Annotated in this window: 23 protein-coding genes; 15 read left to right on the top strand and 8 right to left on the bottom strand. The window is 67.2% G+C overall.

Features of this window, described 5'->3' with window-relative positions:
* Positions 1 to 17: 17 nt before the first annotated feature.
* Positions 18 to 362 carry an Hpt domain-containing protein gene (locus ACK4TH_RS00115; RefSeq protein WP_409620895.1) on the bottom strand — a complete coding sequence of 115 codons (345 nt, stop codon included), beginning with the start codon at positions 360 to 362 and terminating at the stop codon, positions 18 to 20.
* A gap of 136 nt (positions 363 to 498) precedes the next feature.
* Between ACK4TH_RS00115 and ACK4TH_RS00110 the strand changes: the two genes are divergently transcribed.
* Positions 499 to 2,589 carry a putative bifunctional diguanylate cyclase/phosphodiesterase gene (locus ACK4TH_RS00110; protein ID WP_409620892.1) on the top strand — a complete coding sequence of 697 codons (2,091 nt, stop codon included), beginning with the start codon at positions 499 to 501 and terminating at the stop codon, positions 2,587 to 2,589.
* Positions 2,590 to 2,616: 27 nt separating this feature from the next.
* Here ACK4TH_RS00110 and ACK4TH_RS00105 read toward each other — a convergent pair whose 3' ends face one another.
* The gene (locus ACK4TH_RS00105; RefSeq protein WP_409620889.1) at positions 2,617 to 3,171 is read right to left on the bottom strand and encodes an NUDIX hydrolase; all 555 of its coding nucleotides are present in this window, start codon (positions 3,169 to 3,171) and stop codon (positions 2,617 to 2,619) included.
* Positions 3,172 to 3,225: 54 nt separating this feature from the next.
* Complete coding sequence (locus ACK4TH_RS00100; RefSeq protein ID WP_409620886.1) at positions 3,226 to 4,269, bottom strand: TRAP transporter substrate-binding protein; 1,044 nt, start codon at positions 4,267 to 4,269, stop codon at positions 3,226 to 3,228.
* Positions 4,270 to 4,465: 196 nt separating this feature from the next.
* Between ACK4TH_RS00100 and maiA the strand changes: the two genes are divergently transcribed.
* Positions 4,466 to 5,140, top strand: a complete 675-nt coding sequence (gene maiA, locus ACK4TH_RS00095) for a maleylacetoacetate isomerase (protein WP_409620883.1) — start codon at positions 4,466 to 4,468, stop codon at positions 5,138 to 5,140.
* Positions 5,130 to 5,957 (top strand): peptidoglycan editing factor PgeF, encoded by an 828-nt coding sequence (gene pgeF / locus ACK4TH_RS00090; protein ID WP_409620880.1) that lies wholly within the window; start codon positions 5,130 to 5,132, stop codon positions 5,955 to 5,957. Before maiA ends, pgeF begins: the two co-directional genes overlap by 11 nt.
* Here the strand turns inward: pgeF and ACK4TH_RS00085 are convergent.
* A complete protein-coding gene (locus tag ACK4TH_RS00085) occupies positions 5,877 to 6,158 on the bottom strand; it encodes a hypothetical protein (RefSeq protein WP_409620877.1) in 282 nt (93 codons plus the stop codon). The genes pgeF and ACK4TH_RS00085 overlap by 81 nt on opposite strands.
* Positions 6,159 to 6,374: 216 nt before the next feature.
* Here ACK4TH_RS00085 and phaC point away from each other — a divergent pair, with 216 nt between their 5' ends.
* The 4 genes from phaC (at position 6,375) to dusA (ending at position 11,288) form a co-directional block, all read left to right on the top strand.
* On the top strand, positions 6,375 to 8,207 hold the full coding sequence (phaC, locus tag ACK4TH_RS00080) for a class I poly(R)-hydroxyalkanoic acid synthase (protein ID WP_409620874.1): 1,833 nt from the start codon (positions 6,375 to 6,377) through the stop codon (positions 8,205 to 8,207).
* A 5-nt stretch (positions 8,208 to 8,212) separates the two neighbouring features.
* Positions 8,213 to 9,391 carry an acetyl-CoA C-acetyltransferase gene (locus ACK4TH_RS00075; RefSeq protein WP_409620871.1) on the top strand — a complete coding sequence of 393 codons (1,179 nt, stop codon included), beginning with the start codon at positions 8,213 to 8,215 and terminating at the stop codon, positions 9,389 to 9,391.
* Positions 9,392 to 9,451: 60 nt separating this feature from the next.
* Complete coding sequence (gene phbB, locus ACK4TH_RS00070; protein WP_409620868.1) at positions 9,452 to 10,192, top strand: acetoacetyl-CoA reductase; 741 nt, start codon at positions 9,452 to 9,454, stop codon at positions 10,190 to 10,192.
* Positions 10,193 to 10,274: 82 nt separating this feature from the next.
* Positions 10,275 to 11,288 carry a tRNA dihydrouridine(20/20a) synthase DusA gene (dusA, locus tag ACK4TH_RS00065; protein WP_409620865.1) on the top strand — a complete coding sequence of 338 codons (1,014 nt, stop codon included), beginning with the start codon at positions 10,275 to 10,277 and terminating at the stop codon, positions 11,286 to 11,288.
* A 24-nt stretch (positions 11,289 to 11,312) separates the two neighbouring features.
* Here dusA and ACK4TH_RS00060 read toward each other — a convergent pair whose 3' ends face one another.
* Entirely contained in the window at positions 11,313 to 11,960 is a 648-nt protein-coding gene (locus tag ACK4TH_RS00060; RefSeq protein ID WP_409620862.1) for a GntR family transcriptional regulator, read from the bottom strand.
* Positions 11,961 to 12,126: 166 nt separating this feature from the next.
* On the opposite strand from ACK4TH_RS00060, the gene scpA reads away from it, so the two are divergent.
* The 7 genes from scpA to ACK4TH_RS00025 are packed head-to-tail and all read left to right on the top strand — an operon-like array spanning position 12,127 to position 20,167.
* Entirely contained in the window at positions 12,127 to 14,292 is a 2,166-nt protein-coding gene (gene scpA / locus ACK4TH_RS00055) for a methylmalonyl-CoA mutase (protein WP_409620859.1), read from the top strand.
* Positions 14,293 to 14,345: 53 nt separating this feature from the next.
* Positions 14,346 to 14,603: an antitoxin gene (locus tag ACK4TH_RS00050; RefSeq protein WP_409620856.1), complete on the top strand. Its 258-nt coding sequence runs from the start codon at positions 14,346 to 14,348 to the stop codon at positions 14,601 to 14,603.
* A 5-nt stretch (positions 14,604 to 14,608) separates the two neighbouring features.
* Positions 14,609 to 15,007, top strand: coding sequence for a type II toxin-antitoxin system VapC family toxin (locus ACK4TH_RS00045; protein WP_409620853.1), 399 nt, complete (start codon positions 14,609 to 14,611; stop codon positions 15,005 to 15,007).
* Positions 15,004 to 16,077, top strand: a complete 1,074-nt coding sequence (gene meaB / locus ACK4TH_RS00040) for a methylmalonyl Co-A mutase-associated GTPase MeaB (protein ID WP_409620850.1) — start codon at positions 15,004 to 15,006, stop codon at positions 16,075 to 16,077. Before ACK4TH_RS00045 ends, meaB begins: the two co-directional genes overlap by 4 nt.
* 2 nt (positions 16,078 to 16,079) lie before the next feature.
* Positions 16,080 to 17,612, top strand: a complete 1,533-nt coding sequence (locus ACK4TH_RS00035) for an acyl-CoA carboxylase subunit beta (RefSeq protein ID WP_409620847.1) — start codon at positions 16,080 to 16,082, stop codon at positions 17,610 to 17,612.
* Between the two features lie 21 nt (positions 17,613 to 17,633).
* On the top strand, positions 17,634 to 19,685 hold the full coding sequence (gene accC / locus ACK4TH_RS00030; protein ID WP_409620844.1) for an acetyl-CoA carboxylase biotin carboxylase subunit: 2,052 nt from the start codon (positions 17,634 to 17,636) through the stop codon (positions 19,683 to 19,685).
* Positions 19,682 to 20,167, top strand: a complete 486-nt coding sequence (locus ACK4TH_RS00025; RefSeq protein WP_409620842.1) for a VOC family protein — start codon at positions 19,682 to 19,684, stop codon at positions 20,165 to 20,167. Before accC ends, ACK4TH_RS00025 begins: the two co-directional genes overlap by 4 nt.
* Before the next feature lie 13 nt (positions 20,168 to 20,180).
* Here ACK4TH_RS00025 and rsxB read toward each other — a convergent pair whose 3' ends face one another.
* From rsxB to ACK4TH_RS00010, 3 genes are all read right to left on the bottom strand, one after another.
* Positions 20,181 to 20,867, bottom strand: coding sequence for an electron transport complex subunit RsxB (rsxB, locus tag ACK4TH_RS00020; RefSeq protein ID WP_409620840.1), 687 nt, complete (start codon positions 20,865 to 20,867; stop codon positions 20,181 to 20,183).
* Complete coding sequence (locus tag ACK4TH_RS00015) at positions 20,864 to 22,249, bottom strand: polyhydroxyalkanoate depolymerase (RefSeq protein ID WP_409620837.1); 1,386 nt, start codon at positions 22,247 to 22,249, stop codon at positions 20,864 to 20,866. The genes rsxB and ACK4TH_RS00015 overlap by 4 nt, the downstream gene beginning before the upstream one ends.
* A gap of 106 nt (positions 22,250 to 22,355) precedes the next feature.
* Positions 22,356 to 23,552, bottom strand: a complete 1,197-nt coding sequence (locus ACK4TH_RS00010; protein ID WP_409620834.1) for an amino acid aminotransferase — start codon at positions 23,550 to 23,552, stop codon at positions 22,356 to 22,358.
* Positions 23,553 to 23,619: 67 nt separating this feature from the next.
* Here ACK4TH_RS00010 and uvrB point away from each other — a divergent pair.
* The coding region (gene uvrB / locus ACK4TH_RS00005) for an excinuclease ABC subunit UvrB (RefSeq protein WP_409620831.1) at positions 23,620 to 25,120 on the top strand (1,501 nt) is incomplete at its 3' end.

Genomic DNA, 25,120 nt, shown 5'->3' with positions numbered 1-25,120 from the left:
CGGCGGGTGCGGGCCTGTCACACGTAGCGACCAGCCCGCAGCGCCTGTACCGTCTGAGGTGCCAAGAGCTCGATGGCGGCTATCTCCCGCTCGACCCCATCCGCGTCACCATCGCGTGCAGCCCGCTCCAGGCGCGCGGCCGATTCGGACAGCGCGGTGGCGCCCATGTTGCCGCTGCTGCCTTTGAGCGCGTGCGCGCGGCGATACAGTGCCTGCCAATCCTGCGCGGCCCGCGCCGCGCGCAGGTCCGCCAGCTCGCCCTCGAGCTGCTCGACGAACAGCCGAGTGATATCGCGAAACTCGTCCCCCAGCAGAGACAGCAGCTCGTCGAGGTTGGCGGAGTTGATCAGCGGGGAGGTCATGGAAAAAACCGGTGTCGCCCAACCGGGGGCTCCCGGTCGATGCTATTGTACGGGGTGAGCCTGCCCACCCGTGCGGGCGCCCTCGCTGACGATGAACACCTTGGACCTTCCTGCGGCCACATCCAGCCCACCACAGATGGCCCCGGCGCCCGAGGCGCCAGTCGCGACCGTGCTGGTCGTCGACGACGATCGCGCCACCCGGGCCGTGGTGCGCGCCGTGCTGGCGCGCGAGCGCTATCGCATCCTGGAGGCGGGCGACGGACACGAGGCGGTCGCCGCCGTGCAGACCGAGCGGCCCGATCTGATCCTGATGGACGTCATGATGCCGGGGCTGGACGGCCATGCGGCGTGTGCACAAATCCGGGTGCTGCTGGCGGATGACGCACTGCCCATCGTCATGCTGACGGCCGCCGACGACATTGCGTCGATCGAGACCGCCTTCGAGGCCGGGGCGACGGATTTCATCACCAAGCCCATCAGTTGGCCGTTGCTGCGCGAGCGTGTGCGCTACGCCCTGCGCGCCGGCAACCTGACGCGCGAAGTGCGGCGTGCGCGGCTGCGCGAGCTGTCGGTACGCCGCATCGCCGGGTTGGGGTATTGGGAGTGGCTGCTGTCCAGCGACCGCTTGAGCTGGAGCGAGGAGTTCGAGCCGCTGGCCGGCATTCGCGCGCAAGACAGCGTGCCGCGCGAGGAGTTTCTGACCCGCGTCCACCCGGATGACCGGCAGCGGCTACACCATGCCATGGAGCGTGCGCGCGATGTCGGTGCGCGCCTGGACCTGGAGTTTCGCATCCACTTGCGGTCGTCGGACTGCATTTTGCGCGTGGTGGGCGAGCGGGGCCTGCAAGGGGAGGACGCCGACCGCGTGTTCGGCGTATTCCAGGATTTGACGGGCATCCGCCGCACCGAGGCGTTGGTCGACTACCTCGCGCTGCACGACGAGACCACGGGTTTGCCCAATCGCCGACTGTTTCTGCGCCGCGCAGCCGAGCGCATCGAGGCGTTGCGCGTCAAAAGCGACCGCGTCCTGCTCATCGGCACCATCGACATCCACCGCTTTGCGCGCTTCAACGAAAGTTTGGGGGAGGGCGGGGCCAACCGTCTGCTGGCGCTGTGGGGCCAGCGCCTGAAGCACCACCAGGACGCCGGAACCGTGCTCGAAGTGGCTCGTGTCGGTGGTGATGAGTTCGCGGTCGCGATCCAGGCCAACGACAGTACAGCCGCCATAGCCGTTTTCCAACGTGTGCTACAGACCCTGCGACAGCCGGTGCATCTGGAACAGCAGGAACTGGTGGTGCCGTTCAGCGCCGGCTGGGCCGTCTGCCCCACCCACGGCCACGAGGCGGAGCCGCTGCTGACCCTGGCGCAAGAGGCGCAGCGCCGCGCCCGCGCCCAAGGGCGAGACGATCTGGGGGCCGAGGCCGATGATGCGCTGTCGCAGCGCCGCCAGCGGCTCCTGGCATTCGAGCAGGCGCTGCACCGGGCCTTGGAGCGGCAGGAGTTCTACCTGGCCTATCAGCCGCAGATGGATTTTGCCTCCGGGCGCATCGTCGGCTGCGAGGCCTTGATCCGTTGGCGCAGCCCGGAATGGGGCGAGGTGTCACCGGCGGAGTTCGTGCCGCTGCTGGAGGAGTCAGGATCGATCATCGACGTCGGGGCATGGGTGCTGGCCAGCGCCGCGCAACAGGCTGCCGCCTGGGAGCGCGCCGGGCTGCCTTTGCGGGTGGGCATCAACCTGTCGCCGCGGCAGTTTCTGGCCCCGTCGCTGATGGAGCACATCCAGTCCGCGCTGCAGTCGTCCGGTGTTTCGCCTGGATGCATCGAGCTGGAAATCACCGAAAGTCTCACCATGCAGGACGTCGATCATGCGATCCGCCTGCTGCACCGCTGCCGTGACGCCGGGGTCATGGTGGCCATCGACGACTTCGGGGTCGGCCACTCGTCGCTGGCGTATGCTCTGCAGTTCCCCATCGATGCGATCAAGATCGACCGGGCGTTCGTCACCCACATCACGCGCGGACGCGCCGACCGCGCCATCGTGCGGGCAGTGGTCGCCCTGGGGCAGTCCTTGGGGGTGGAGATCATCGCGGAAGGCGTGGAAAACCAGCGTCAGTGCGATTTTCTGGAGGCCATCGGTGTCACCCAGGTGCAGGGCTACCTGATCGGTCGCCCGATGCCGCCGGACCAGCTCGAAGCTCTCGCGCGCAGCTACCGCCGTGAGGTCTGATTCCGCGCGGGCTGCCCGCTCGGCCCATCAGGCGATGTCGCCGGTGTGCACGCCGAAACACCCCTTGCGGCGGTCATCGAAGTAGCGGCGCAGCGTCTCGTGGACCGTGCGGAAGGCGAGTTCCTCCCATGGGATTTCGTGTTCGTGGAACAGCCGCGCCTCCAGCGTCTCGTGCCCGGGATCGAAGCGATCGCTCAACAGGCGCGCCCGGTAGTAGATGTGCACCTGCCCCACCCGCGCAACGTTGAGCAGCGTGAACAAGCCCTCCAGCGCAATCTGCGCGCCCGCTTCCTCCACCGTCTCGCGCAGGGCGCCTTGCTCGGTCGTTTCACCCAGTTCCATGAAGCCGGCCGGTAGCGTCCACTTGCCCCAGCGCGGCTCGATGGCGCGCCGGCACAGCAACACCTGGGCGCCGTCCTGCCCCCAATAGGGAACCGTCCCCACGACGTTGAGGGGGTTTTCGTAGTGGATGGTGCCGCACGAGGGGCACACCGCCCGCACGCGGGTGTCCCCGTCGTCGGGAATGCGATGCTCCACCGCCGCCGCACAGGCACGACAAAACCGGATGGGACTGCGAAACATGCGCCCAAGTGTAGTGCCGCCCCACCCGACGCGCCGGGGCGGGGCAGGGCGGGCTTAGGCCTTGGTGTGCTTCTCGATCAGCTTGCGGGCGGTGTCCAGCAGCTCGCGGCCATTGAGGCCGCGCTTGTCCATGTCCTGCACCCACTCGACTTCCACCTGGCGGGCCTTGCGGCGGAATTCCTGCGCCTCGGCCTGCCCGATGGTGTGGATTTTGTTGCCGCGGTCCACGGCCTGCTTGCGCGCCGGCGTGTCGCCCGCTTGCTGGGTGCGCCCCAGGAAGGCGGACGTCTCCAACCCCGAGTTGGCGTCGATCACCTTCTTGAGGTCGGGCGGCAGCGAGGCGTAGCGCGCCTTGTTCATCCCCATGACGAAGGTCGTCGTGTACAGCGCGCCGCCCTTGGGGTCGAATTCGCTGTGGTTGTTCACCAGCTCGTGCACCTTGACCGAGGGCACCACTTCCCAGGGGATGACGCAGCCGTCGATGACGCCTTTGGACAGCGCATCGGGGATTTGCGGCAGCGGCATGCCGACTGGGGTGGCGCCCAGATAGCCCAGCATCTTCGTGATCTGGCGCGTCGGGCCGCGCATCTTGAGGCCGCGCAAATCATCCGGTTGCGTGATCAGGCGCGTCTTGACATGGAACATGCCGGGGCCGTGCACCTGAAAGGCGATCGGGTGGATGTCGCGGTACTCGTCGGCCGCCTTGGTCTGGACGAACTCCCAAAACGCTTTGGAGGTGGCTTCGGCGTTCGTCATCATGAAAGGCAGCTCGAACACCTCGGTGCGCGGAAAGCGCCCCGGGGTGTTGCCCGGCAGCGTCCACACGATATCGACCACCCCATCTTTGGCCTGGTCGTACAACTGCACCGGCGAGCCGCCGAGCTGCATCGCAGGGTAGGCCTCGAACTTGATGCGCCCGCCCGACTCTTTCCCCACCTTGTCCATCCACGCCTTGTGCATGTTCAGCCACACGTTGGAGGTGGGCGACATGAAGGTGTGGAACTTGAGCGTGACGCTCTGCTGCGCAAAACCGATCAGGCCGGGGGCGCCCAGCGCGGCGGCGGCACCCGACTTCAGCACGGTGCGGCGGTGGATCATGGCATCGAACTCCAGGCAACGACGAAAGTGATCGAAGCGCCACGCCTGCCGCACGGACCGGCATTTCGGCGGCGCTTGCACGCGTCGCAGTGTACGCGCTTGGAGGCGATTGCCCCGATGCGGTTCATCGGGGTTTGCCCGGGTGGCGACACAGCCGCTAGACTGCGGGGCTGTCGCCTTCCCCCGTCGTCGATTCATGAAGCTCTACAACTACTTCCGCTCCGGCACCTCGTTCCGCGTGCGCATCGCCCTGCACCTCAAAGGACTCGACTACGAGTACATCCCCGTGCACCTGGCCAAAGGGGAGCAGCACGGCGACGCCTACCGCGCCCTCAGCCCCGATTCGCTCGTGCCGGTGCTCGACGTGGAGGGCGATCCCGACCATTCGCGCTTAAGCCAGTCGATGGCCATCATCGAATATCTGGACGAAACCCACCCCGAGCCGCCGCTGCTGCCGCGCGATCCGCTCGGCCGCGCGCGGGTGCGGGCGCTGGCGCAGACCATCGCCTGTGAAATCCACCCGATCAACAACCTGCGCATCCTCAAATACCTGGCCGGGCCGCTGGGCCTTTCGGAGCAGCAGCGCACCGACTGGTACAACCATTGGGTGATGGAGGGCCTGCGCGCCTACGAACGCCGTCTGCAAGATTTGGCACAGGAGCGCGCCCGTCTGGGCTTGCCGCCCTCGGTGTACTCCTATGGCGACACGCCCACGCTGGCCGACTGCTGCCTGGTGCCGCAGATCGTCAACGGGCGGCGTTTCGGCCTGGCGTACGAGGGCATCCCGCTGACGCTGGCGGTGTTCGAGCGTTGCATGCAACTCGACGCCTTCCAACGCGCGCACCCGTCGCGCTGCCCCGATGCCGAATGAGGCCGGCGCCACCCGGCCCACCGAGGTGGTTCGTGGGGGATTGATCGGCCTGGCGGCCGACGTGGGCCCCGGCGCGCAGGGCTGGATGAGCACCCGGGCCGGCGGCGTGTCGGTCGGGCCGTGGGCGTCGCTGAATCTGGGCGATCACGTCGGGGATGCGCCCGATGCCGTAGCCCGCAACCGCGCGCAGTGGGCACGGGCTCTGGGGGGGCGGCCGGTCTTTTTGCGGCAAGTCCACGGCACGCGGGTGGTGCGGCTCGACGCGGCAACGCCAGACGGCACCGAGGCCGACGCCTGCTGGACCGACGCGCGTGGGGTGGCCTGCACCGTTTTGGTGGCCGACTGCCTGCCCATCCTGCTGGCCGCCCCAAACGGACAATCGGTGGCCGCGGTCCACGCGGGCTGGCGTGGGCTGGCGGGTCACGACGGACACGGGGTGCTCGAAGCCCTGTGCGCTCACTGGCCAGCCGCCCAAGACCCCGAGCGCCGACGCACGATCCGGGTGTGGATCGGTGCGGCGATCGGCCCGCAGGCCTTCGAAGTCGGGAGCGACGTGCGGGACGCCTTCGTGGCGGCGTGCGCCAGCGATGCCGAGGCGTTTCGGCCCTCTGCGCAAAACGCCGACCGGTGGCTGGCCGATCTGCCGGGGCTGGCACGACGCCGCCTGGCGCGGCTGGGCTTTGGCCCCGTCACGGGCAACGACGGGACCGCTCCCTGGTGCACGGTCGGCAACCCCTCACGGTTCTTCTCGCACCGGCGGGATGCGCGGTTCCTGGGGCACAGCGGGCGGCTCGGCGCGGCCATCTGGCGCGCCTGAACCGCTGGCCGTGGCGGCCTGCCGGCGCCGCGCTTTGCGCCGCAGGGGTGTGCCCATGACATAGATCGCCAGCGCCATCGGGCCCAAGCCGTACAGCAGCAACGTGAAAAACGCACCCAACACCGTGCCCTGCGGACTCAAGGCCTCGGCGATCGCCATCATGACGACGACATAACCCCAGGCAAGAAGGACGAGATACATCGGCGCTGGACTCGAGTGGGTGTCGAATGACCGATCCGGGCGACGGAAGCCTCGCGGTGTCAGCGTCATGGAAGGCGTTGCTGCGACACTGCATCCATCCCGTGGCGCGGCGCAACGTTCCCCGGGTAAGCCCGAACGCGGCATGGCCCCGATTGTCATCGAAACGACGGCCGAGCGCGTTACGATAACGGCGTAATACCGACAGGAGACACGCGCATGACGCAATTCCGCACCGACGGTCAATCGTCCTGGATCGAATGGTCGCAACAGGCCTTCCAGCAATGGACGCAGGCGGTGCAGGCGGCCCTGCAAGGGGGCGGGCAACCGGCCTTTGCGGCCGCGGCGGGTGCTGCCGGGCCGGGCTGGGGTCAGGTCGGGGGTCTGTCAGACCTGTTGCGTCGTCTGGTGGGCTCGGCGGTGCAACTGGACCCCGGCGCCTGGGCCGAGATCCAGCGGGACTACCTTCGCGAGGCGGGTGAACTCTGGCAGCAGGGGTTGCAGATCCAGCCACCGCGCGAGGATCGGCGCTTTGCGGCCGATGCCTGGGCGCGCAACCCCGTTGCGGCGTACAGCGCAGCGCTGTACCTGCTCAACGCCCGCACGCTCATGCGCATGGCCGAGGCCGTGCAGGCCGACGCGAAAACCAAGGCGCGCCTCCGGTTTGCGGTGCAGCAGTGGATCGACGCCACCGCCCCGAGCAACTTCCTCGCCTTCAACGCCGAGGCCCAGCAAAAAGCCCTGGACACCCAGGGCGAGAGCATCGCCAAGGGCGTGCAAAACCTGCTCCACGACATGAAGCAGGGGTTCGTCTCCATGACGGATCACAACGCCTTCGAGGTCGGGCGCAACGTGGCCACCACCGAAGGGCAGGTGGTCTACGAGAACGCGCTGTTCCAGCTCATCGAGTACAAGCCCCTGACCGCCAAGGTGCACGAGCGGCCGTTCCTCGTCGTGCCGCCGTGCATCAACAAGTACTACATCCTCGACCTGCAGCCGGACAATTCCTTCCTGCGCTTCGCGGTCGAGCAGGGCCACCGCACCTTCGTCATCAGCTGGCGCAACCCGGATGCGACGCTCGCGCAGGCCACCTGGGACGATTACATCGACGACGCCGTCATCCGCGCCATCGACGTCGTGCGCGAGATCGGCAAGGCCGACACCATCAACACGCTGGGCTTCTGCGTCGGCGGCACGATGCTGGGCACGGCGCTGGCGGTGCTGGCCGCGCGTGGCGAGCGCAAGGTCGAAAGCGTCACCTTCCTGACCACGCTGCTGGACTTCACCGACACCGGGGTGCTCGACGTCTTCATCGACGAGGCCTTCGTCGCGCTGCGCGAGCTGCAGTACGCGCACGGCGGGCTGCTGCCCGGGCGGGATCTGGCCACCACCTTCAGCTTCCTGCGCCCGAACGACCTGGTCTGGAACTACGTCGTCGGAAACTACCTCAAGGGCGAGACACCGCCGCCGTTCGACCTGCTGTACTGGAACAGCGACAGCACCAACCTGCCGGGCAAGTGGTACGCGTGGTACCTTCGCCACACCTACCTGCAGAATGAACTCTGCCAGCCCGGCAAGCTGACCGTCTGCGGCGTGCCGGTGGACCTGGGCGCGATCGACATCCCGGCCTACATCTACGGCTCGCGCGAGGACCACATCGTGCCGATCGGCGGCGCCTACGCCACCACGCGTCACCTCGGGGGGCCGATGCGCTTTGTCATGGGCGCCTCGGGGCACATCGCCGGCGTCATCAACCCGGCCTCCAAGGGCAAGCGCAGTTTCTGGACCGGGCCCGAAGGGCACTTTCCCGAATCGGTGGACGACTGGATCGCCGCCGCCACCGAGCACAAGGGCAGCTGGTGGACCGACTGGGCGCCGTGGCTGGCAGCCCACGGCGGCCGCCAGATCCCGGCTCCGCGCAGCTACGGCAACCGCCGCTACCGCCCGATCGAGCCGGCCCCCGGTCGCTATGTGCGCGTCAAGGCCGACGAGGCCCTGGCCACGCTCGTCACCACCCCGCTCACCCCCGTCACCTCCGCAGCGAAAGGATGATTTCTATGGACGACATCGTCATCGTCGGTGCCGTGCGCACCGCCATCGGCAAGTTCGGCGGCACGCTCGCCAAGACCCCTGCGATGGATCTCGGCGCCACCGTGATCCGCGCCCTGCTGGAGCGCACCGGCGTGCCGGCCGAGCGGGTCGGCGAGGTCATCATGGGCCAGGTGCTGGCGGCCGGCTGTGGCCAGAACCCGGCGCGCCAGGCCGCGATGAAGGCTGGCGTGCCCAAGGAAACCCCGGCGCTGACCATCAACGCCGTGTGCGGCTCGGGCCTGAAGGCCGTGATGCTGGCCGCGCAGGCGGTGGCCTGGGGCGACAGCGAGGTCGTCATCGCCGGCGGGCAGGAGAACATGTCGCTCGCTCCGCACGTGCTGATGGGCAGCCGCGAGGGCCAGCGCATGGGCGACTGGAAGATGATCGACTCGATGATTGTCGACGGCCTGTGGGACGTCTACCACCAGTACCACATGGGCATCACGGCCGAAAACGTCGCCAAGGCCCACGGCATCACGCGCGAGATGCAAGACGCGCTCGCGCTGGAGAGCCAGCGCCGCGCTGCCGCCGCGCAGGACGCTGGCAAGTTCAAGGACGAGATCGTGCCGGTGACGATCCCGCAGCGCAAGGGCGATCCGCTCGTCTTCGACACCGACGAGTACCTCAACCGCAAGACCAGCGCCGAGGCCTTGGCGGGCCTGAAGCCCGCCTTCGACAAGGCCGGCACGGTGACCGCCGGCAACGCCAGCGGCATCAACGACGGCGCGGCTGCCGTGATGGTCATGAAGGCCTCCAGAGCCGCGCAACTCGGCTTGCAGCCGCTGGCGCGCGTCGCCAGCTTCGGCACCAGCGGGCTGGATCCGGCCACCATGGGCATGGGCCCGGTGCCGGCCTCGCAAAAGGCGCTGGCGCGCGCCGGCTGGTCGGTGGCCGACGTCGACCTGTTCGAGCTCAACGAGGCCTTCGCCGCCCAGGCCTGCGCGGTCAACCAGGCGCTCGGGGTCGATCCGGCCAAGGTCAACGTCAACGGCGGCGCCATCGCGCTGGGCCACCCGATCGGTGCCTCTGGCTGTCGCGTGCTGGTCACGCTGCTGCACGAGATGCAGCGCCGCGACGCCCGCAAGGGCCTGGCCGCGCTGTGCATCGGCGGCGGCATGGGCGTGGCGCTGTGCGTCGAGCGCTGAGTCCACCGTCCCCTGGTTTTTGCCACTCCACCCACGTCCAACACACAGAGGAGCAGTTTCATGAGTCAACAACGCGTCGCATACGTCACCGGCGGCATGGGCGGCATCGGCACCGCCATTTGTCAGGCGCTCGCCAATGCGGGTTTCAAAGTCATCGCCGGCTGCGGCCCCACGCGCGACTATCAAAAGTGGCTGGACGAGCAAAAGGCGCTCGGCTACACCTTTTATGCCAGCGTGGGTAACGTCGGCGACTGGGATTCCACGGTCCAGGCCTTCACCAAGGCCAAGGCCGAGCATGGCCCGATCGATGTGCTGGTCAACAACGCCGGCATCACGCGCGACCGCCTGTTCCTCAAGATGACCAAGGAGGACTGGGACGCCGTCATCAACACCAACCTGACCTCCATGTTCAACGTCACCAAACAGGTCGTGCCGGACATGGTCGAACGGGGCTGGGGGCGCATCATCCAGATCTCGTCCGTCAACGGCGAGAAGGGGCAGGCTGGCCAGACCAACTACTCGGCGGCCAAGGCGGGTATGCACGGCTTCACCATGGCCCTGGCGCAGGAGCTGGCCTCCAAGGGCGTGACCGTCAACACCGTCAGCCCGGGCTACATCGCCACGGACATGGTCAAGGCCATCCGCCCCGACGTGCTGGAAAAAATCATCGCCACCATCCCCGTCAAGCGCCTGGGCGAGCCGCGCGAAATCGCCTCCATCGTCGCTTGGCTGGCCAGCGACGATGCGGGCTTCACCACCGGGGCTGATTTCTCATGCAACGGCGGTCTGCATATGGGCTGACGGGCCTGAGCGCCATCGCGAACCGCCCCAGCGCCCGCCTCTGGCGGGCGTTTTTCTTGGCGTCGGGGATAATCGCCGCCCCATGAGTGAGTCGCTGCCCAACCCTGGCCACAACCCCTGGCGCCTGAGCGTCGCGCCGATGATGGAGTGGACCGATCGCCACTGCCGCTGGTTTCACCGCCAGCTCACCCGCCATACGCGCCTGTACACCGAGATGGTCACCACCGGCGCGTTGCTGCACGGCGATGTCGCGCGCCATCTGCGCTTTGGGGCGGAAGAGCATCCGGTGGCGCTGCAACTCGGCGGTAATGTCCCGCGCGAGCTGGCCGTGGCGGCCCGCATGGGCGAGGCCTGGGGCTACGACGAGATCAACCTCAACTGCGGCTGCCCCAGTCCGCGCGTGCAGCGCGGCGCGTTCGGCGCCTGCCTGATGGAGCACCCGCGCCTGGTGGCCGACTGCGTGCGCGCGATGCGCGACGCCGTGCGCGTGCCCGTGACGGTCAAGCACCGCATCGGCATCGACCGGGTGGAGGATTACGGCTTCGTGCGCGACTTCGTCGGCACGGTGGCGCAGGCCGGCTGCGAGGTCTTCATCGTGCACGCGCGCAACGCCTGGCTCGATGGCCTCAGCCCCGCCGAGAACCGCACCGTGCCGCCGCTGCGCTACGAGGTGGTTCATCTGCTCAAGCGCGACTTTCCGCATTTGACGATCGCCATCAACGGCGGCATCACCACCGACGCCCAAGTGGCGGAGCACCTGGCCCAGGTCGACGGGGTGATGGTGGGCCGGGAGGCCTACCACAACCCGTGGTGGCTGGCCTCGTGGGACGCGGCGTACTTTGGCGCGCCACACGCCGTGCCCGACCGCGACACGGTGGAGGCGCGCATGGTGGACTACATGGCGCGCGAAGGGCCGTCGTTGCCCGGCGGCTGGTACGCCATCGCGCGCCATATGCTGGGGTTGCGCCACGGCCAGCCGGGGGCGAGGCGCTGGCGCCAAGTCTGGAGCGATCACCGGCTCAAACGCCGGCCGCCGCACGAGGTGGCCGAACTCGCCCGCTCGGCGCTGCGCGCCCCTGCCTCCAGCGCCGCGTGATGCGCGCCCGGCGCGCGCCCTTGTTCACACCGCCGCCTGCAACCCGTTGGCAAAGTGCACCCGCACCGCTTGCGCGGCCCCGGCGGCGTCGCGCCGGCGCAAGGCGTCCAGGATGGCGCGGTGTTCGGCCAGCGACTCGGCGATGCGCCCCTGCTTGAACAGCGAGCCGTGGCGGTTGAGTTTCATGACCTTGCGCAGGTCGTTGACGAGTTGCTTGCGCCAGCGGTTTTGTCCGAGATCGAGCAGACGCAAGTGAAACGCCTCGTTGAGCTCGAAAAACCGCTCGCGTGACCCCGTCTCGGGGTCGGCGGCGGCTTCCAGATCGGTGTGCATCCGCTCCAGCGCGGCAAGGTCCTCGTCGGTGGCGCGCCAGCAGGCGGATTCGGCGGCGTCCGCCTCCAGCAGCGCCAGCAGCTCGTACACCTCGCGCAAGTCCTGCTGCGACACCTCGGTCACGTAGGCGCCGCGGCGCACCTTCATCGTCACCAGCCCCTCGGCCGCCAGCACCTTGATCGCCTCGCGCAAGGGCGTTCGGCTGATGCCCAGCTCCTCGGCGATTTTGAGTTCGTCGATCCAGGCGCCGGGGGGCAGTTCGCGGCTGAAGATGCGTTGGCGCAGCAGCTCGGCCACTTCCTCGTACAGTGCGCGCGACAGCAGGGGAACGGCAGTCATGGGCGCGATGATAGCGTCAGAGAGATTCTGCATCAATAATTATGAATGCGTTACACTCGGCGTTGTCCGGCGTTTGCGCCATCATCGCATCGGTTTGCGCGGGATTGCGCACCACGTGCGCCCGCGCCGCACCGACCGTCATCCACCTGCCGACCTCGGGGGTTCCATGTCCAACACCGAATTCCGCACCGCCACGCTCGCCGACTGGGAGGCCGCCGCCCGCAAATCCCTCAAGGGCGGCTCGATCGAGCAGCTCCATTGGGTCACGCCCGAGGGCATCACGGTCAAGCCGCTGTACACCGCTGCCGATCTGCAGGGCTTGCCGTACACGGACACGCTGCCGGGCTTCGAGCCGTTCATCCGCGGGCCGCAGGCGACCATGTACGCGGTGCGTCCGTGGACCATTCGGCAATATGCGGGCTTCTCCACGGCGGAGGAGTCCAACGCCTTCTACCGCAAGGCGCTGGCCGCTGGCGGGCAGGGGGTCAGCGTCGCCTTCGATCTGGCCACGCACCGCGGCTACGACAGCGACAACCCGCGCGTGGTCGGCGACGTCGGCAAGGCGGGCGTCGCCATCGACAGCGTGGAGGACATGAAGATCCTGTTCGACGGGATTCCACTGGACAAGGTCAGCGTGTCGATGACGATGAACGGCGCGGTGCTGCCCGTGTTGGCGGGCTACATCGTCGCGGCCGAGGAACAGGGGGTGGCGCAGGACCAGCTCTCGGGGACCATCCAGAACGACATCCTCAAGGAGTTCATGGTCCGCAACACCTACATCTACCCGCCCGAACCCTCGATGCGCATCATCGGCGACATCATCGAGTACACGGCGCGACACATGCCCAAGTTCAACTCGATCAGCATCTCCGGCTACCACATGCAGGAGGCGGGCGCCAACCAGGCGCTGGAGCTGGCCTTCACGCTGGCCGACGGCAAGGAGTACGTCAAGACCGCGCTGGCCAAGGGGCTGGATGTCGACGAGTTCGCCGGGCGGCTGAGCTTCTTCTGGGCGATCGGGATGAACTTCTATCTCGAGATCGCCAAGATGCGCGCCGCGCGCCTGCTGTGGTGCCGCATCATGAAAGGCTTCGGTGCCAAGAACCCCAAGAGCCTGATGCTGCGCACCCACTGCCAGACCAGCGGCTGGTCGCTGACCGAGCAGGACCCCTACAACAACATCGTGCGCACCACCATCGAGGCGATGGCGGCGGTGTTCGGCGGCACGCAGAGCCTGCACACCAACAGTTTCGATGAGGCGATCGCGCTGCCCACCGAGTTCAGTGCCCGCATCGCGCGCAACACGCAGCTGATCCTGCAGGAAGAGACGCACATCACCAGTGTGATCGACCCCTGGGCCGGCTCGTACATGATGGAAAAGCTCACCCAGGACATGGCGGACAAGGCCTGGGCCATCATCGAAGAAGTCGATGCCATGGGCGGGATGACGCAGGCCGTCTCCAGCGGCTGGGCCAAGCTCAAGATCGAGGCCAGCGCCGCCGAGAAGCAGGCGCGCATCGACAGCGGCAAGGACGTCATCGTCGGCGTCAACAAGTACAAGCTGGCCAAAGAGGACCCGGTCGAGATTCTCGAAGTCGATAACCTGAAAGTGCGCGAGGCGCAGATCGCGCGGTTGCAGCGCATCCGCGCCACGCGCGACGCCGCCGCCGTGCAACGTGCGCTGGATGCGCTGACCGAGTGCGCGCGCACGGGTCAGGGCAACCTGTTGGCGCTCAGCGTCGAGGCCATTCGCCTGCGGGCCACCGTCGGCGAGGTGTCCGACGCGCTGGAAAAAGTCTTCGGGCGCCACCGCGCCGATACACAAAAGGTGACCGGGGTGTATGCCGCCGCCTACGACTCCGCCGAAGGGTGGGAAAAGCTCCAGCAGGAAATCGCTGCATTTGCCGAACAGCACGGCCGCCGCCCGCGCGTGATGATCGCCAAGCTGGGCCAGGATGGACACGACCGGGGCGCCAAGGTGGTGGCCACGGCCTACGCCGACCTGGGTTTCGACGTCGACATCGGCCCGCTGTTCCAGACCCCCGAGGAGTGCGCGCGCCAAGCCATCGAGAACGACGTGCATGCGGTCGGTATTTCGACGCTGGCGGCCGGCCACAAGACGCTGGTGCCCGCCATCATTCAGGCGCTGAAAGATCAGGGCGCCGACGACATCATCGTCTTCGTGGGGGGCGTCATCCCTCGGCAGGACTACGAATTCCTCTACGACGCCGGGGTGAAGGGCATCTACGGCCCCGGCACCCCCATCCCAGCCAGCGCCAAGGATGTGCTGGAGCACATCAAGAGGGCGGTGGCCTCAGCGGGTGCCGCGTGATGGGTGGTTTGGGTATATATTTTTAATATGTACTCAATCAAAGGAGGCGAGCCATGACCCCCCCAGTTGCCACTGCCAAAGTGTTTACCACCGGCCGCAGCCAGGCCGTGCGCCTGCCCAAGGCGTTTCGGTTTGACACGGCGGAAGTCACCATTGAAAAGGTGGGCGATGCCGTTGTTTTGAGGCCCAAGTTGACGCGCAAAGACGAATGGTGGGCTGCGATGGAAAGGGTGCTCGACGGTTTTGAGGGCATGCCCGAACACATCGAGCGCGACCGCTCAGGGCTGGGTGATCCGGTGCGCCTGGACTGATGGGCATGTATTTCCTGGACACCAACATCTGCGCCTACTTCATTTCGAGGCGCTACCCCGCGGTCACGGCCAGGTTTCGTGCAGTTGAGCCCCATGAGTTGGCCATCTCGGCACTGGTGGCGGCGGAGCTGGCCTACGGCGTCGAGCACAGCACGCGTGTGGAGCAAAACCGGCTGGCGTTGGAAGGTTTTATGCGGCTCATCACAGTGGTGCCGTGGGACGCATCCGCCATGTGGCACTTCGCGCAGCACAAAACGCGGCTCAAAAGGCTGGGCCAGCCCATTGGCGAGTTGGATTTGCTCATCGCCTCCCAGGCTCTGGCCTTGGATGCGGTGCTGGTCACCAACAACACCCGCGAATTCGAGCGCATCGACGGCCTGAAGCTGGAGAACTGGGCGGCATGAGCGCGCTGCAAGCATCCCGCCTTCTGGCCGACGTGCTGCACGGCACGCCCCCCCAAAAGCGGCGGGCGATGGCCAAGGCGATCACGCTGCTGGAGTCCACGCGGCCCGACCACCGGCGCGAGGCCGACGCCCTGCTCAACGCCTTGCTGCCGCACACGGGGCAGGCGTTTCGTCTGGGCATCAGCGGTGTGCCCGGCGTGGGCAAAAGCACCTTCATCGAGGCGCTGGGGCTGTACCTGATCGGGCAGGGGCACCGCGTTGCCGTGTTGGCGGTGGATCCGAGCAGCAGCGTCTCGGGCGGCTCTATCCTCGGTGACAAGACGCGCATGGAGCATCTCTCCGTGCATGAGCATGCCTACATCCGGCCCAGTCCCAGCGGCGGCAACCTGGGTGGCGTGGCGGCCAAGACGCGCGAAGCCATGCTGGTCTGCGAAGCGGCGGGCTACGACATCGTGATCGTCGAGACGGTCGGCGTCGGCCAGAGCGAAACGGCCGTGGCCGACATGACCGACATGTTCTGCGTGCTGCAGCTGCCCAACGCCGGCGACGACCTGCAGGCGATCAAGAAGGGCATCATGGAGCTGGCGGATCTGGTCGTCATCAACAAGGCCGATCTCGACCCCGACGCCGCCATGCGCGCCCAGGCCCAGATCACGTCGGCGCTGCGCCTGCTGGGCCTGCATGGACGGCCGGAGACGGCCCACCACGACGAGACACTGTGGCACCCGCGCGTCATCCAGCTCAGCGCCCTGCAGGGCCGCGGGGTGGATGCCTTCTGGCAGGCAGTCAGCGATTACCGGCGCCTGCAGCAGGCCAACGGACGGCTGGCCGCGCGCCGCCAACGGCAGGCCCGCGCCTGGATGTGGGAGCGCATCGACAGCGGCCTGCGCGAGGCGTTTGCCCACCATGCCGCGGTGCGCGAGCGCCTACCCCAGCTCACCGAAGACGTGCTGGCAGGGCGCATGGTGGCCTCGGCCGCCGCACGCACCTTGCTGGCCGCCTTTTTCCACGCCCTGCCGCTGGGCAGCGACGCGACCCCTTCACCTTCCCTGAACGACAGGAGCCTGTGACCATGCACGAAATACTCGAACAGCTCGAGCGCAAGCGCGCCGCCGCCCGCCTGGGCGGTGGGGTCAAGCGCATCGACGCCCAGCACGCCAAGGGCAAGCTGACCGCGCGCGAGCGCATCGAAGTCCTGCTCGACGAAGGCACGTTCGAAGAGTGGGACATGTTCGTCGAGCACCGCTGCACCGACTTCGGCATGGCCGAGCAGAAGGTGCCGGGCGACGGCGTGGTCACCGGCTACGGCATGATCAATGGTCGGCTGGTGTTCGTCTTCAGCCAGGATTTCACCGTCTTTGGCGGCGCGCTGTCCGAGGCGCACGCCGAGAAGATCTGCAAGATCATGGACCAGGCCATGAAGGTGGGCGCCCCGGTCATCGGCCTCAACGATTCGGGCGGCGCGCGCATCCAGGAGGGCGTGGCCAGCCTGGGCGGCTATGCCGAGGTGTTCCAGCGCAACGTGCTGGCCTCCGGCGTCATCCCGCAGATCAGCGTCATCATGGGGCCGTGCGCAGGCGGGGCGGTCTATTCGCCTGCGATGACGGACTTCATCTTCATGGTGCAGGACACCTCGTACATGTTCGTCACCGGCCCCGACGTGGTCAAGACCGTGACGCACGAGGAGGTGACGGCCGAGGAACTGGGCGGAGCGCTCACCCACACCACCAAGAGCGGCGTGGCCGACCGCGCCTTCGACAACGACGTCGAGGCACTGCTGATGGTGCGCCGTCTGTTCAACTACCTGCCGCTGTCCAACCGGGAGAAGGCGCCCGTTCGCCAAAGCGGCGACCCGATCGACCGTGCCGAGCTGAGCCTGGACACCCTGGTGCCGGACAATCCCAACAAGCCCTACGACATGAAGGAGCTGATCCTGAAGACCGTCGATGACGGCGACTTCTTCGAGATCCAGCCCGATTACGCGAAGAACATCATCGTGGGCTTTGCGCGCATGGACGGCCAGACGGTGGGCATCGTGGCCAACCAGCCGCTGGTGCTGGCCGGCTGTCTGGACATCAAGAGCAGCATCAAGGCCGCGCGCTTCGTGCGCTTCTGCGACGCCTTCCACATCCCGGTCATCACCTTCGTCGACGTGCCCGGCTTCATGCCCGGCACGGCGCAGGAATACGGTGGCATCATCAAGCACGGCGCCAAGCTGCTGTACGCCTATGCCGAGGCCACCGTGCCCAAGATCACCGTCATCACGCGCAAGGCCTACGGCGGTGCGTATGACGTGATGGCCTCCAAACACCTGCGTGGCGATGTGAACCTGGCCTGGCCCAACGCCGAAATCGCCGTCATGGGCGCCAAGGGGGCGGTGGAGATCATCTTCCGCGAGGACAAGAAGGACCCGGCCAAGCTGGCCGAACGCGAGGCCGAGTACAAGCGCCGCTTCGCCAACCCGTTCGTCGCCGCCGAGCGCGGCTACATCGACGACGTCATCCTGCCGCACGAGACGCGCAAGCGCATCTGCCGCAGCCTCGTCATGCTCAAGGACAAGAAGCTGGACAACCCGTGGCGCAAGCACGGCAACATCCCGCTGTGAGGCGAGGGGGGAGCACACACCATGTTCAAGAAAATCCTGATTGCCAACCGCGGTGAAATCGCCTGCCGCGTCATCGCCACCGCCCGCAAGATGGGCATCGCCACCGTGGCCGTCTATTCCGAGGCCGACCGCGAGGCGCGCCATGTGCGCCTGGCCGACGAGGCCGTCTGCATCGGCCCGGCGCCCAGCCGCGAGAGCTATCTGGTGGCCGACAAGATCATCGCCGCGGCCAAGTCCACCGGCGCCGAGGCCATCCACCCCGGCTACGGCTTCCTGTCCGAAAACGAGGACTTCGCCCGCCGCGTCGAGGAGGAGGGCCTCGTCTTCATCGGGCCGAAGCACCACAGCATCGCGGCCATGGGCGACAAGATCGCCTCCAAGAAGCTCGCCCAGGAGGCCGGCGTCAACACCATCCCGGGCTGGAACGACCCGATCGAGTCGGCCGAGCAGGCGGTGGAGATCGCGCGCGGCATCGGTTACCCCGTGATGATCAAGGCCAGCGCCGGCGGCGGCGGCAAGGGCCTGCGCGTGGCCTTCAACGACAAGGAGGCGCTGGAGGGCTTCACCTCCTGCCGCAACGAGGCGCGCAACAGCTTCGGCGACGACCGCGTCTTCATTGAGAAGTTCGTCGAGGAGCCGCGCCACATCGAGATCCAGGTGCTGGGCGATGCGCACGGCAACGTGATCTACCTGAACGAGCGCGAATGCTCCATCCAGCGCCGCCACCAAAAGGTGATCGAGGAGGCGCCCAGCCCCTTCATCAGCGACACCACCCGCAAGGCCATGGGCGAGCAGGCCGTGGCGCTGGCCAAAGCGGTGAAGTACCAAAGCGCCGGTACCGTGGAGTTCGTGGTCGGCAAGGATCAGAGCTTTTACTTCCTGGAGATGAACACCCGCCTGCAGGTCGAGCACCCGGTCACCGAGTGCATCACCGGGCTGGATCTGGTGGAGCTGATGATCCGCGTGGCCGCCGGCGAGCCACTGCCGCTGACGCAAGCCGATGTCACGCGCGAAGGCTGGGCGATCGAGTGCCGCATCAACGCCGAAGACCCGTTCCGCAACTTCCTGCCCTCCACCGGGCGGCTGGTGCACTTCAAACCGCCCAAGGAGACCATGTGGGCGGCCGACACCGCACACCGCTACGGCGTGCGCGTGGACACCGGGGTGTTCGAGGGCGGCGAGATCCCGATGTACTACGACTCGATGATCGCCAAACTCATCGTGCACGGCAAGGACCGCCTGGACGCCATTGCCAAGATGCGCGAGGCGCTCAACGGCTTTGCCATCCGCGGCATCAACAGCAACATCCCGTTCCAGGCTGCGCTGCTGGCGCATCCGGAATTCGTCGCCGGCCGTTTCAACACCGGCTTCATCGCCCAGCACTATGCCAGCGGTTTCCGCGCCGAAGACGTGCCGCACGACGACGAGGACTTCCTGGTGGCACTGGCCGCCTTCGTGCGCCGCAAGAGCCGCGAGCGGGCGGCCGCGATCAGCGGCCAGCTCCCCGGCTACGGCGTCAAGGTCGGCAAAGACTACACCGTCATTCGCCTGTCCGCCGACGGCCAGCACCGCCACATCCCGGTCCATGTGGACGAGTTCGCGGGCGAAACCGGCTACGCCTCAGTGCTGGTGGGGGACAAGCGCTACAAGATCAGCTCGCCCTCGCGCCTGAACGACATCATCATCACCGGTGAGGTCAACGGCCAGCCCTTCACCGCACAGATCGAACGCGGCAGCCCCCGCAATCCCCTGGCCCTGGTCGTGCAACACAACGGCACCAAGCTGGAGTGCTTGGTGGTGTCGCCCCGCATGGCGGAGCTGCACCGGCTGATGCCCTTCAAGGCGCCACCGGACATGAGCCGCTACGTGCTGTCCCCCATGCCGGGGCTGCTGGTCGATGTGGCGGTCCAGCCCGGTCAGAAAGTGCAGGCCGGCGAGCGCGTCGCCGTCATCGAGGCCATGAAGATGGAGAACGTGCTGTTCGCCGCGGCCGACGGTGTCGTGGCCAAGGTGTTGGCCAGCAAGGGCGAATCCCTCGTCGTGGATCAGCCTATCGTGGAGTTCGAAAAGTGAGCGTGCGCCCGTTTCAGGTGCTGGGCATCCAGCAAATCGCGATCGGCGGGCCGGACAAGGCGCGGTTGCGCCGCCTGTGGGTGGACCTGTTCGGGCTGGAGGTGACCGGCACCTTCGTCAGCGAGCGCGAGAACGTGGACGAGGACATCTGTGCTACCGGGAGCGGCCCGTTCAAGGTCGAGGTGGATCTGATGCAGCCGCTGGACCCGGAGAAAAAACCCGCGGTCCACGCCACCCCGCTGAATCACGTCGGCCTATGGGTGGACGATCTGCCGCGCGCGGTCGACTGGCTCAGCGCCCAAGGGGTGCGTTTTGCCCCCGGCGGTATTCGCCGGGGGGCCGCGGGCTTCGACATCTGCTTCATCCACCCCAAAGGCAACGACGAGTTCCCCGTGGGCGGGGAGGGCGTGCTGATCGAGCTGGTGCAAGCCCCGCCCGAGGTGATCCAGGCCTTTCGCGCGCTGGCGGCCGCCCATCGGTGACCGGCGCGCTCGACTAAGACGGTGCGGTGCGGGCTGCACGCGCCTTGGCGATGGCCGCCTCGATCAGGGCGCGCTTGCGGTCGAGAACGGCAGGGTCGGTGTGCTTGGAGTGGGCCGGCAGGTCGGCCAGCTTGGCCTCGGCTTTGCGCAAGCGGCGTTCGGCCTGCTCGTCGGCCGCGCGGGCCAGGCGAGCGAGCCGGGCTTGATAGCGGGTGCGGGCCTGCTCGGCCTGCCGGGGTGACCACGCGGCCCAGCCGCGCCGGTCTCCGCTGATGGGGACCATCGCGATGCAGTCCACCGGGCACGCCGGGATGCACAGCTCGCAGCCGGTGCAGTAGAGCTCGATCACGGTGTGCATGCGCTTGTGCGCACCGACGATGGCATCGGTCGGACAGGCCTTGATGCACAGGGTGCAGCCAATGCACCAGGTCTCGTCGATGACGGCCACACCCATCGGCCCCTCGGTTCCGTGGGCGGCGTTCAGGGGTTTGGGCGCGCGGCCGGTCAGTGCCGCCAGCCGGTGCACGCCTTCTTCGCCCCCCGGCGGGCACTGGTCGATGTCCGCTTCACCGTGGGCAATCGCCTCCGCGTAGCGGCGGCAATCCGGATAGCCGCAGCGTGTGCACTGCGTCTGCGGCAGGGCGGCATCGATGCGGTCGGCCAGCGTCGGGGCGCTGGCGTTTGCGTCGCCCGCGCTCATGCCCCCGGTTCGGTCTTGCGGCGACGGCCGCGCGTCGGCGCCGGCTCGTCCTGGCGGATGGCAGACGCCATCAAATCGGCCTCGGCCTGGGCAGCGGCCACATCGGCGCCACCCGCCGGCGGTTGGTGCGCCAGGATGAAGTCCCGCACCACGGGGTAGACCTTCTCGCGCCAGCGCCGCCCGCTGAAGATGCCGTAATGGCCGGCACCCGCGACTTCGAAATGACGCTGCTCGCGGGACTCGATGCCCGTGCACAGGTCATGTGCCGCGCGCGTCTGCCCGCTGCCAGAAATGTCGTCCAGCTCGCCTTCGACCGTCAGCAGGCCCGTGTTCCGGATGTCCTGCGGGCGCACCCGCTCCAGCGTGCCGTCGGGTGCGCGAACGTCCCAGGTGCCGTGCACCAGCTTGAATTCCTGGAATACCGTGCGGATGGTCTCCAGGTAGTAGTTCGCGTCCATGTCGAGCACCGCGTTGTACTCGTCGTAGAACTGGCGGTGCGCCTCGGCGCTTTCGTTGTCGCCCTTGATCAGTTGCAGGAAGTAGTCGTAGTGGCTGTTGACATGGCGGTCCGGGTTCATCGCAATGAATCCGGCGTGCTGCAAAAAGCCCGGATAAACGCGCCGCCCTTCGCCGGGGAAGCCCGCCGGCACACGGTAGATCACGTTGTTTTCAAACCATTCGTAGCTGCGCTGCACGGCCAGGTTGTTGACCGCGGTGGGCGAGCGGCGCGCGTCGATCGGGCCGCCCATCATGGTCATGGACAGCGGCGTTTTTTCGCCACGGCTGGCCATCAGCGATACGGCGGCCAGCACCGGCACCGTAGGCTGACACACGCTCATCACATGGCAGTTGCCGTACTGCCGTTGCAGGTAGCGGATGAACTCCTGCACGTAGTTGACATAATCGTCGAGGTGGAACTCCCCCTCGGACAGCGGGACGGTTCGGGCGTTTTTCCAGTCGGTGATGTAGACCTTGTGGTCACGCAGCATGGTGCGCACGGTGTCGCGCAGCAGCGTCGCGTAGTGCCCCGACAGCGGCGCCACGATCAGCACCACCGGCTGCGCCTTCAAGCGCAGCAGCGTCTGGGGATCGTCCGAATAGCGCTTGAAGCGGCGCAACTCACAGAAGGGTTTGTCGATCTCCACCCGCTCGTGGATCACGACATGCACCCCGCCGATGTCCACGCTGCGGATGCCGAACTCGGGTTTTTCGTAGTCCTTGCCCAGACGGTGCAGCAGGTCATAGGCGGCTGCCACACGCTGCGAAAACGGCGTCTGCGCCAGGGGCGAGGAGGGGTTGGCAAACAGCTTGGCCGTCACCAGCGCGAAGTCGGAAAACGGCTCCATCAACGCCCGTTGGGCTTCGTACAGGTGATACAGCATGGCGTCGGTTGGTTATGTTGCAGTGCAGCAAATATAGCAGGAAGTCGTCCAGGGCGCCATGCGGCCGAACCCCGAGGCGTCGTCGCCTCGGGGACAGTCATGCGGATCAAAGGATGGCCGCGATCGACTGGCAGACGTAGTCGATGTTGCGGCTGTTGAGGGCAGCCACACACATGCGGCCCGTATCGGTGCCGTAGACGCCAAACTCGGTGCGCAGGCGCACCATCTGCTCTTTGGTCAGCCCCGAGTAGCTGAACATGCCGATCTGCTGGGTGATGAAGGACATATCCTGCCGGACGCCGGCGGCCGCCAGCCCGTCCACCAGCCGCTGGCGCATGGCCTTGATGCGGGTGCGCATGGCGCCCAGCTCCTGTTCCCACAGCGCGCGCAGCTCGGGCGTGTTCAGTACCATGGCCACCACGGCGGCGCCATGCGTCGGCGGGTTGGAGTAGTTGGTGCGCACCACGATCTTGAGCTGCGACAGCACGCGCTCGGCCTCGTCCTTGCTGGCGCACACCACCGACAACGCGCCGACGCGCTCACCGTAGAGGCTGAAGCTCTTGGAGAACGACGTGGCGACGAACACGTCCAGTCCGGCCGCGACGAACTTGCCCACCGCCGCACCGTCCTCGGCGATGCCGTGACCGAAGCCCTGGTAGGCCATGTCGAGGAAGGGCACCAGGCCGCGCTCGCGCACCACGGCCACGACGGCGTCCCACTGCTCAGGCGTCAGGTCGTAGCCGGTCGGGTTGTGGCAGCAGGCGTGCAGCACGACGATGGTGCCCGCCTCGGCCGCGCGCAGGCTGGCCAGCATGCCATCCACGTTCACGCCGCGCTTGGCCGCGTCGTAATAGGTATACGTGTCCACCGCAAAGCCCGCGTTGGCAAACAGGGCTCGGTGGTTCTCCCAGCTCGGGTCGCTGATCAGCACCTTGGCGGCCGGGGTGAGCTTTTTCAGGAAATCGGCGCCGATCTTCAGGCCGCCCGTGCCGCCCAGCGCCTGCACCGTGGCCACGCGGCCGCTGCGCACCACGTCGCTGTCGGCGCCAAACACCAGCGCCTTGACGGCGTTGTCATAGGCCGCGATGCCGTCGATGGGCAGGTAGCCGCGCGGGGCGGGCTTTTCCATCAGGTGCTGCTCGGCCGCCTGCACGCATTGCAGCAGCGGCAACTTGCCGTTGTCGTCGTAATAAACGCCAACGCCCAGGTTGACCTTGTTGGGGCGGGTGTCCGCGGCAAACTGTTCGTTCAGGCCCAGGATGGGATCACGAGGGGCCATTTCGACAGCGGAGAAAAGCGACATGTGCAGTCCTTCGGGGGCGGTTAGATAATCCGAAATTTTACCCGCGGCCTGCCCGCGGCCCGCCGCCATGACCACCGAGACGATCGTCGACGCTGCCACCCAGGACGGCCATGCCGCCCCGGGGGCGTTCGTGACCTTTCCCGGCTCACCTTTCGAGCTGTATCAGCCCTATCCGCCCGCCGGCGATCAGCCGCAGGCCATCGCCCGCTTGGTCGAGGGGGTGCAGGACGGCGAGGCTTTCCAGACGCTGCTCGGGGTGACGGGCTCGGGCAAGACGTTCACGATGGCCAACGTCATCGCGCGGCTCGGACGGCCGGCCATCGTGTTTGCCCCCAACAAGACGCTCGCGGCGCAGCTCTACAGCGAATTCCGCGAGTTCTTTCCCAAGAACGCGGTCGAATACTTCGTCAGCTATTACGACTACTACCAACCCGAGGCCTACGTCCCGCAGCGGGATCTCTACATCGAAAAGGACAGCGCGATCAACGAGCACATCGAGCAGATGCGCCTGTCGTGTACCAAAAGCCTGCTGGAGCGGCGCGATGTCGTCATCGTCGCCACCGTCAGCGCCATCTACGGCATCGGCAAGCCCGAGAACTACCACCGCATGATCCTGACACTGCGCACCGGCGACCGGCTGGGGCAGCGCGACATCATCGCGCAACTGGTGCGCATGCAGTACCAGCGCAACGAGCAGGAGTTCGTGCGCGGCAAGTTCCGCGTGCGCGGCGACACCATCGACGTCTTCCCCGCCGAGCATTCCGAGCTGGCGGTGCGCATCGAGCTCTTTGACGACGAGGTGGAGTCTCTGGCCCTGTTCGACCCGCTGACCGGACGGGTCCGGCACAAGCTGCCGCGCTTCACCATCTACCCCAGCAGCCACTATGTGACCCCGCGCGAGCAGGTGCTGCAGGCGGTGGAGGGCATCAAGCACGAGCTGGACGCCCGATTGAAGGAACTGGTCAGCATGGGCAAGCTGCTCGAGGCCCAGCGGCTGGAGCAGCGAACCCGTTTCGACCTGGAGATGCTGGTCGAAGTGGGGCACTGCAAGGGCATCGAAAACTACACGCGTCACCTGTCGGGGGCCGCGCCCGGCGAGCCCCCCAGCACGCTCACCGACTACCTGCCGCGCGATGCGCTGATGTTCCTGGACGAGAGCCATGTGATGATCGGCCAGTTGGGCGGCATGTACAACGGGGACAGGGCGCGCAAGACCACCCTGGTGGAGTACGGCTTTCGCCTGCCGAGCGCGCTGGACAATCGGCCGTTGAAGTTCGAGGAATTCGAGCAACGCATGCGGCAGGTGATCTTTGTCTCGGCCACCCCGGGGGAATACGAGCTGCGTCGCTCCTCGCAGGTGGTGGAGCAGGTGGTTCGCCCCACCGGTCTCGTCGATCCCGTGGTGGAGGTGCGGCCGGCCACCCATCAGGTGGACGATGTGCTGCAGGAGATCCGCCTGCGCGTGCAGCGGGACGAGCGCGTGCTGGTGACCACGCTGACCAAACGCATGGCCGAACAACTCACCGATTACCTGTCCGAAAACGGTGTGCGTGTGCGCTACCTGCACT

Source organism: Tepidimonas sp., assembly GCF_046292505.1.
Lineage (GTDB): Bacteria > Pseudomonadota > Gammaproteobacteria > Burkholderiales > Burkholderiaceae_C > Tepidimonas.
Note: the sequence above shows the minus strand (reverse complement) of the source record. Positions and strands in the feature narration are given on the sequence as shown.

Coding starts and splice junctions, on each gene's coding strand:
- ACK4TH_RS00115 (WP_409620895.1), bottom strand. CDS start 362: ATGACCTCCCCGCTGATCAACTCCGCCAACCTCGACGAGCTGCTGTCT.
- ACK4TH_RS00110 (WP_409620892.1), top strand. CDS start 499: ATGGCCCCGGCGCCCGAGGCGCCAGTCGCGACCGTGCTGGTCGTCGAC.
- ACK4TH_RS00105 (WP_409620889.1), bottom strand. CDS start 3,171: ATGTTTCGCAGTCCCATCCGGTTTTGTCGTGCCTGTGCGGCGGCGGTG.
- ACK4TH_RS00100 (WP_409620886.1), bottom strand. CDS start 4,269: ATGATCCACCGCCGCACCGTGCTGAAGTCGGGTGCCGCCGCCGCGCTG.
- maiA (WP_409620883.1), top strand. CDS start 4,466: ATGAAGCTCTACAACTACTTCCGCTCCGGCACCTCGTTCCGCGTGCGC.
- pgeF (WP_409620880.1), top strand. CDS start 5,130: ATGCCGAATGAGGCCGGCGCCACCCGGCCCACCGAGGTGGTTCGTGGG.
- ACK4TH_RS00085 (WP_409620877.1), bottom strand. CDS start 6,158: ATGTATCTCGTCCTTCTTGCCTGGGGTTATGTCGTCGTCATGATGGCG.
- phaC (WP_409620874.1), top strand. CDS start 6,375: ATGACGCAATTCCGCACCGACGGTCAATCGTCCTGGATCGAATGGTCG.
- ACK4TH_RS00075 (WP_409620871.1), top strand. CDS start 8,213: ATGGACGACATCGTCATCGTCGGTGCCGTGCGCACCGCCATCGGCAAG.
- phbB (WP_409620868.1), top strand. CDS start 9,452: ATGAGTCAACAACGCGTCGCATACGTCACCGGCGGCATGGGCGGCATC.
- dusA (WP_409620865.1), top strand. CDS start 10,275: ATGAGTGAGTCGCTGCCCAACCCTGGCCACAACCCCTGGCGCCTGAGC.
- ACK4TH_RS00060 (WP_409620862.1), bottom strand. CDS start 11,960: ATGACTGCCGTTCCCCTGCTGTCGCGCGCACTGTACGAGGAAGTGGCC.
- scpA (WP_409620859.1), top strand. CDS start 12,127: ATGTCCAACACCGAATTCCGCACCGCCACGCTCGCCGACTGGGAGGCC.
- ACK4TH_RS00050 (WP_409620856.1), top strand. CDS start 14,346: ATGACCCCCCCAGTTGCCACTGCCAAAGTGTTTACCACCGGCCGCAGC.
- ACK4TH_RS00045 (WP_409620853.1), top strand. CDS start 14,609: ATGTATTTCCTGGACACCAACATCTGCGCCTACTTCATTTCGAGGCGC.
- meaB (WP_409620850.1), top strand. CDS start 15,004: ATGAGCGCGCTGCAAGCATCCCGCCTTCTGGCCGACGTGCTGCACGGC.
- ACK4TH_RS00035 (WP_409620847.1), top strand. CDS start 16,080: ATGCACGAAATACTCGAACAGCTCGAGCGCAAGCGCGCCGCCGCCCGC.
- accC (WP_409620844.1), top strand. CDS start 17,634: ATGTTCAAGAAAATCCTGATTGCCAACCGCGGTGAAATCGCCTGCCGC.
- rsxB (WP_409620840.1), bottom strand. CDS start 20,867: ATGAGCGCGGGCGACGCAAACGCCAGCGCCCCGACGCTGGCCGACCGC.
- ACK4TH_RS00015 (WP_409620837.1), bottom strand. CDS start 22,249: ATGCTGTATCACCTGTACGAAGCCCAACGGGCGTTGATGGAGCCGTTT.
- ACK4TH_RS00010 (WP_409620834.1), bottom strand. CDS start 23,552: ATGTCGCTTTTCTCCGCTGTCGAAATGGCCCCTCGTGATCCCATCCTG.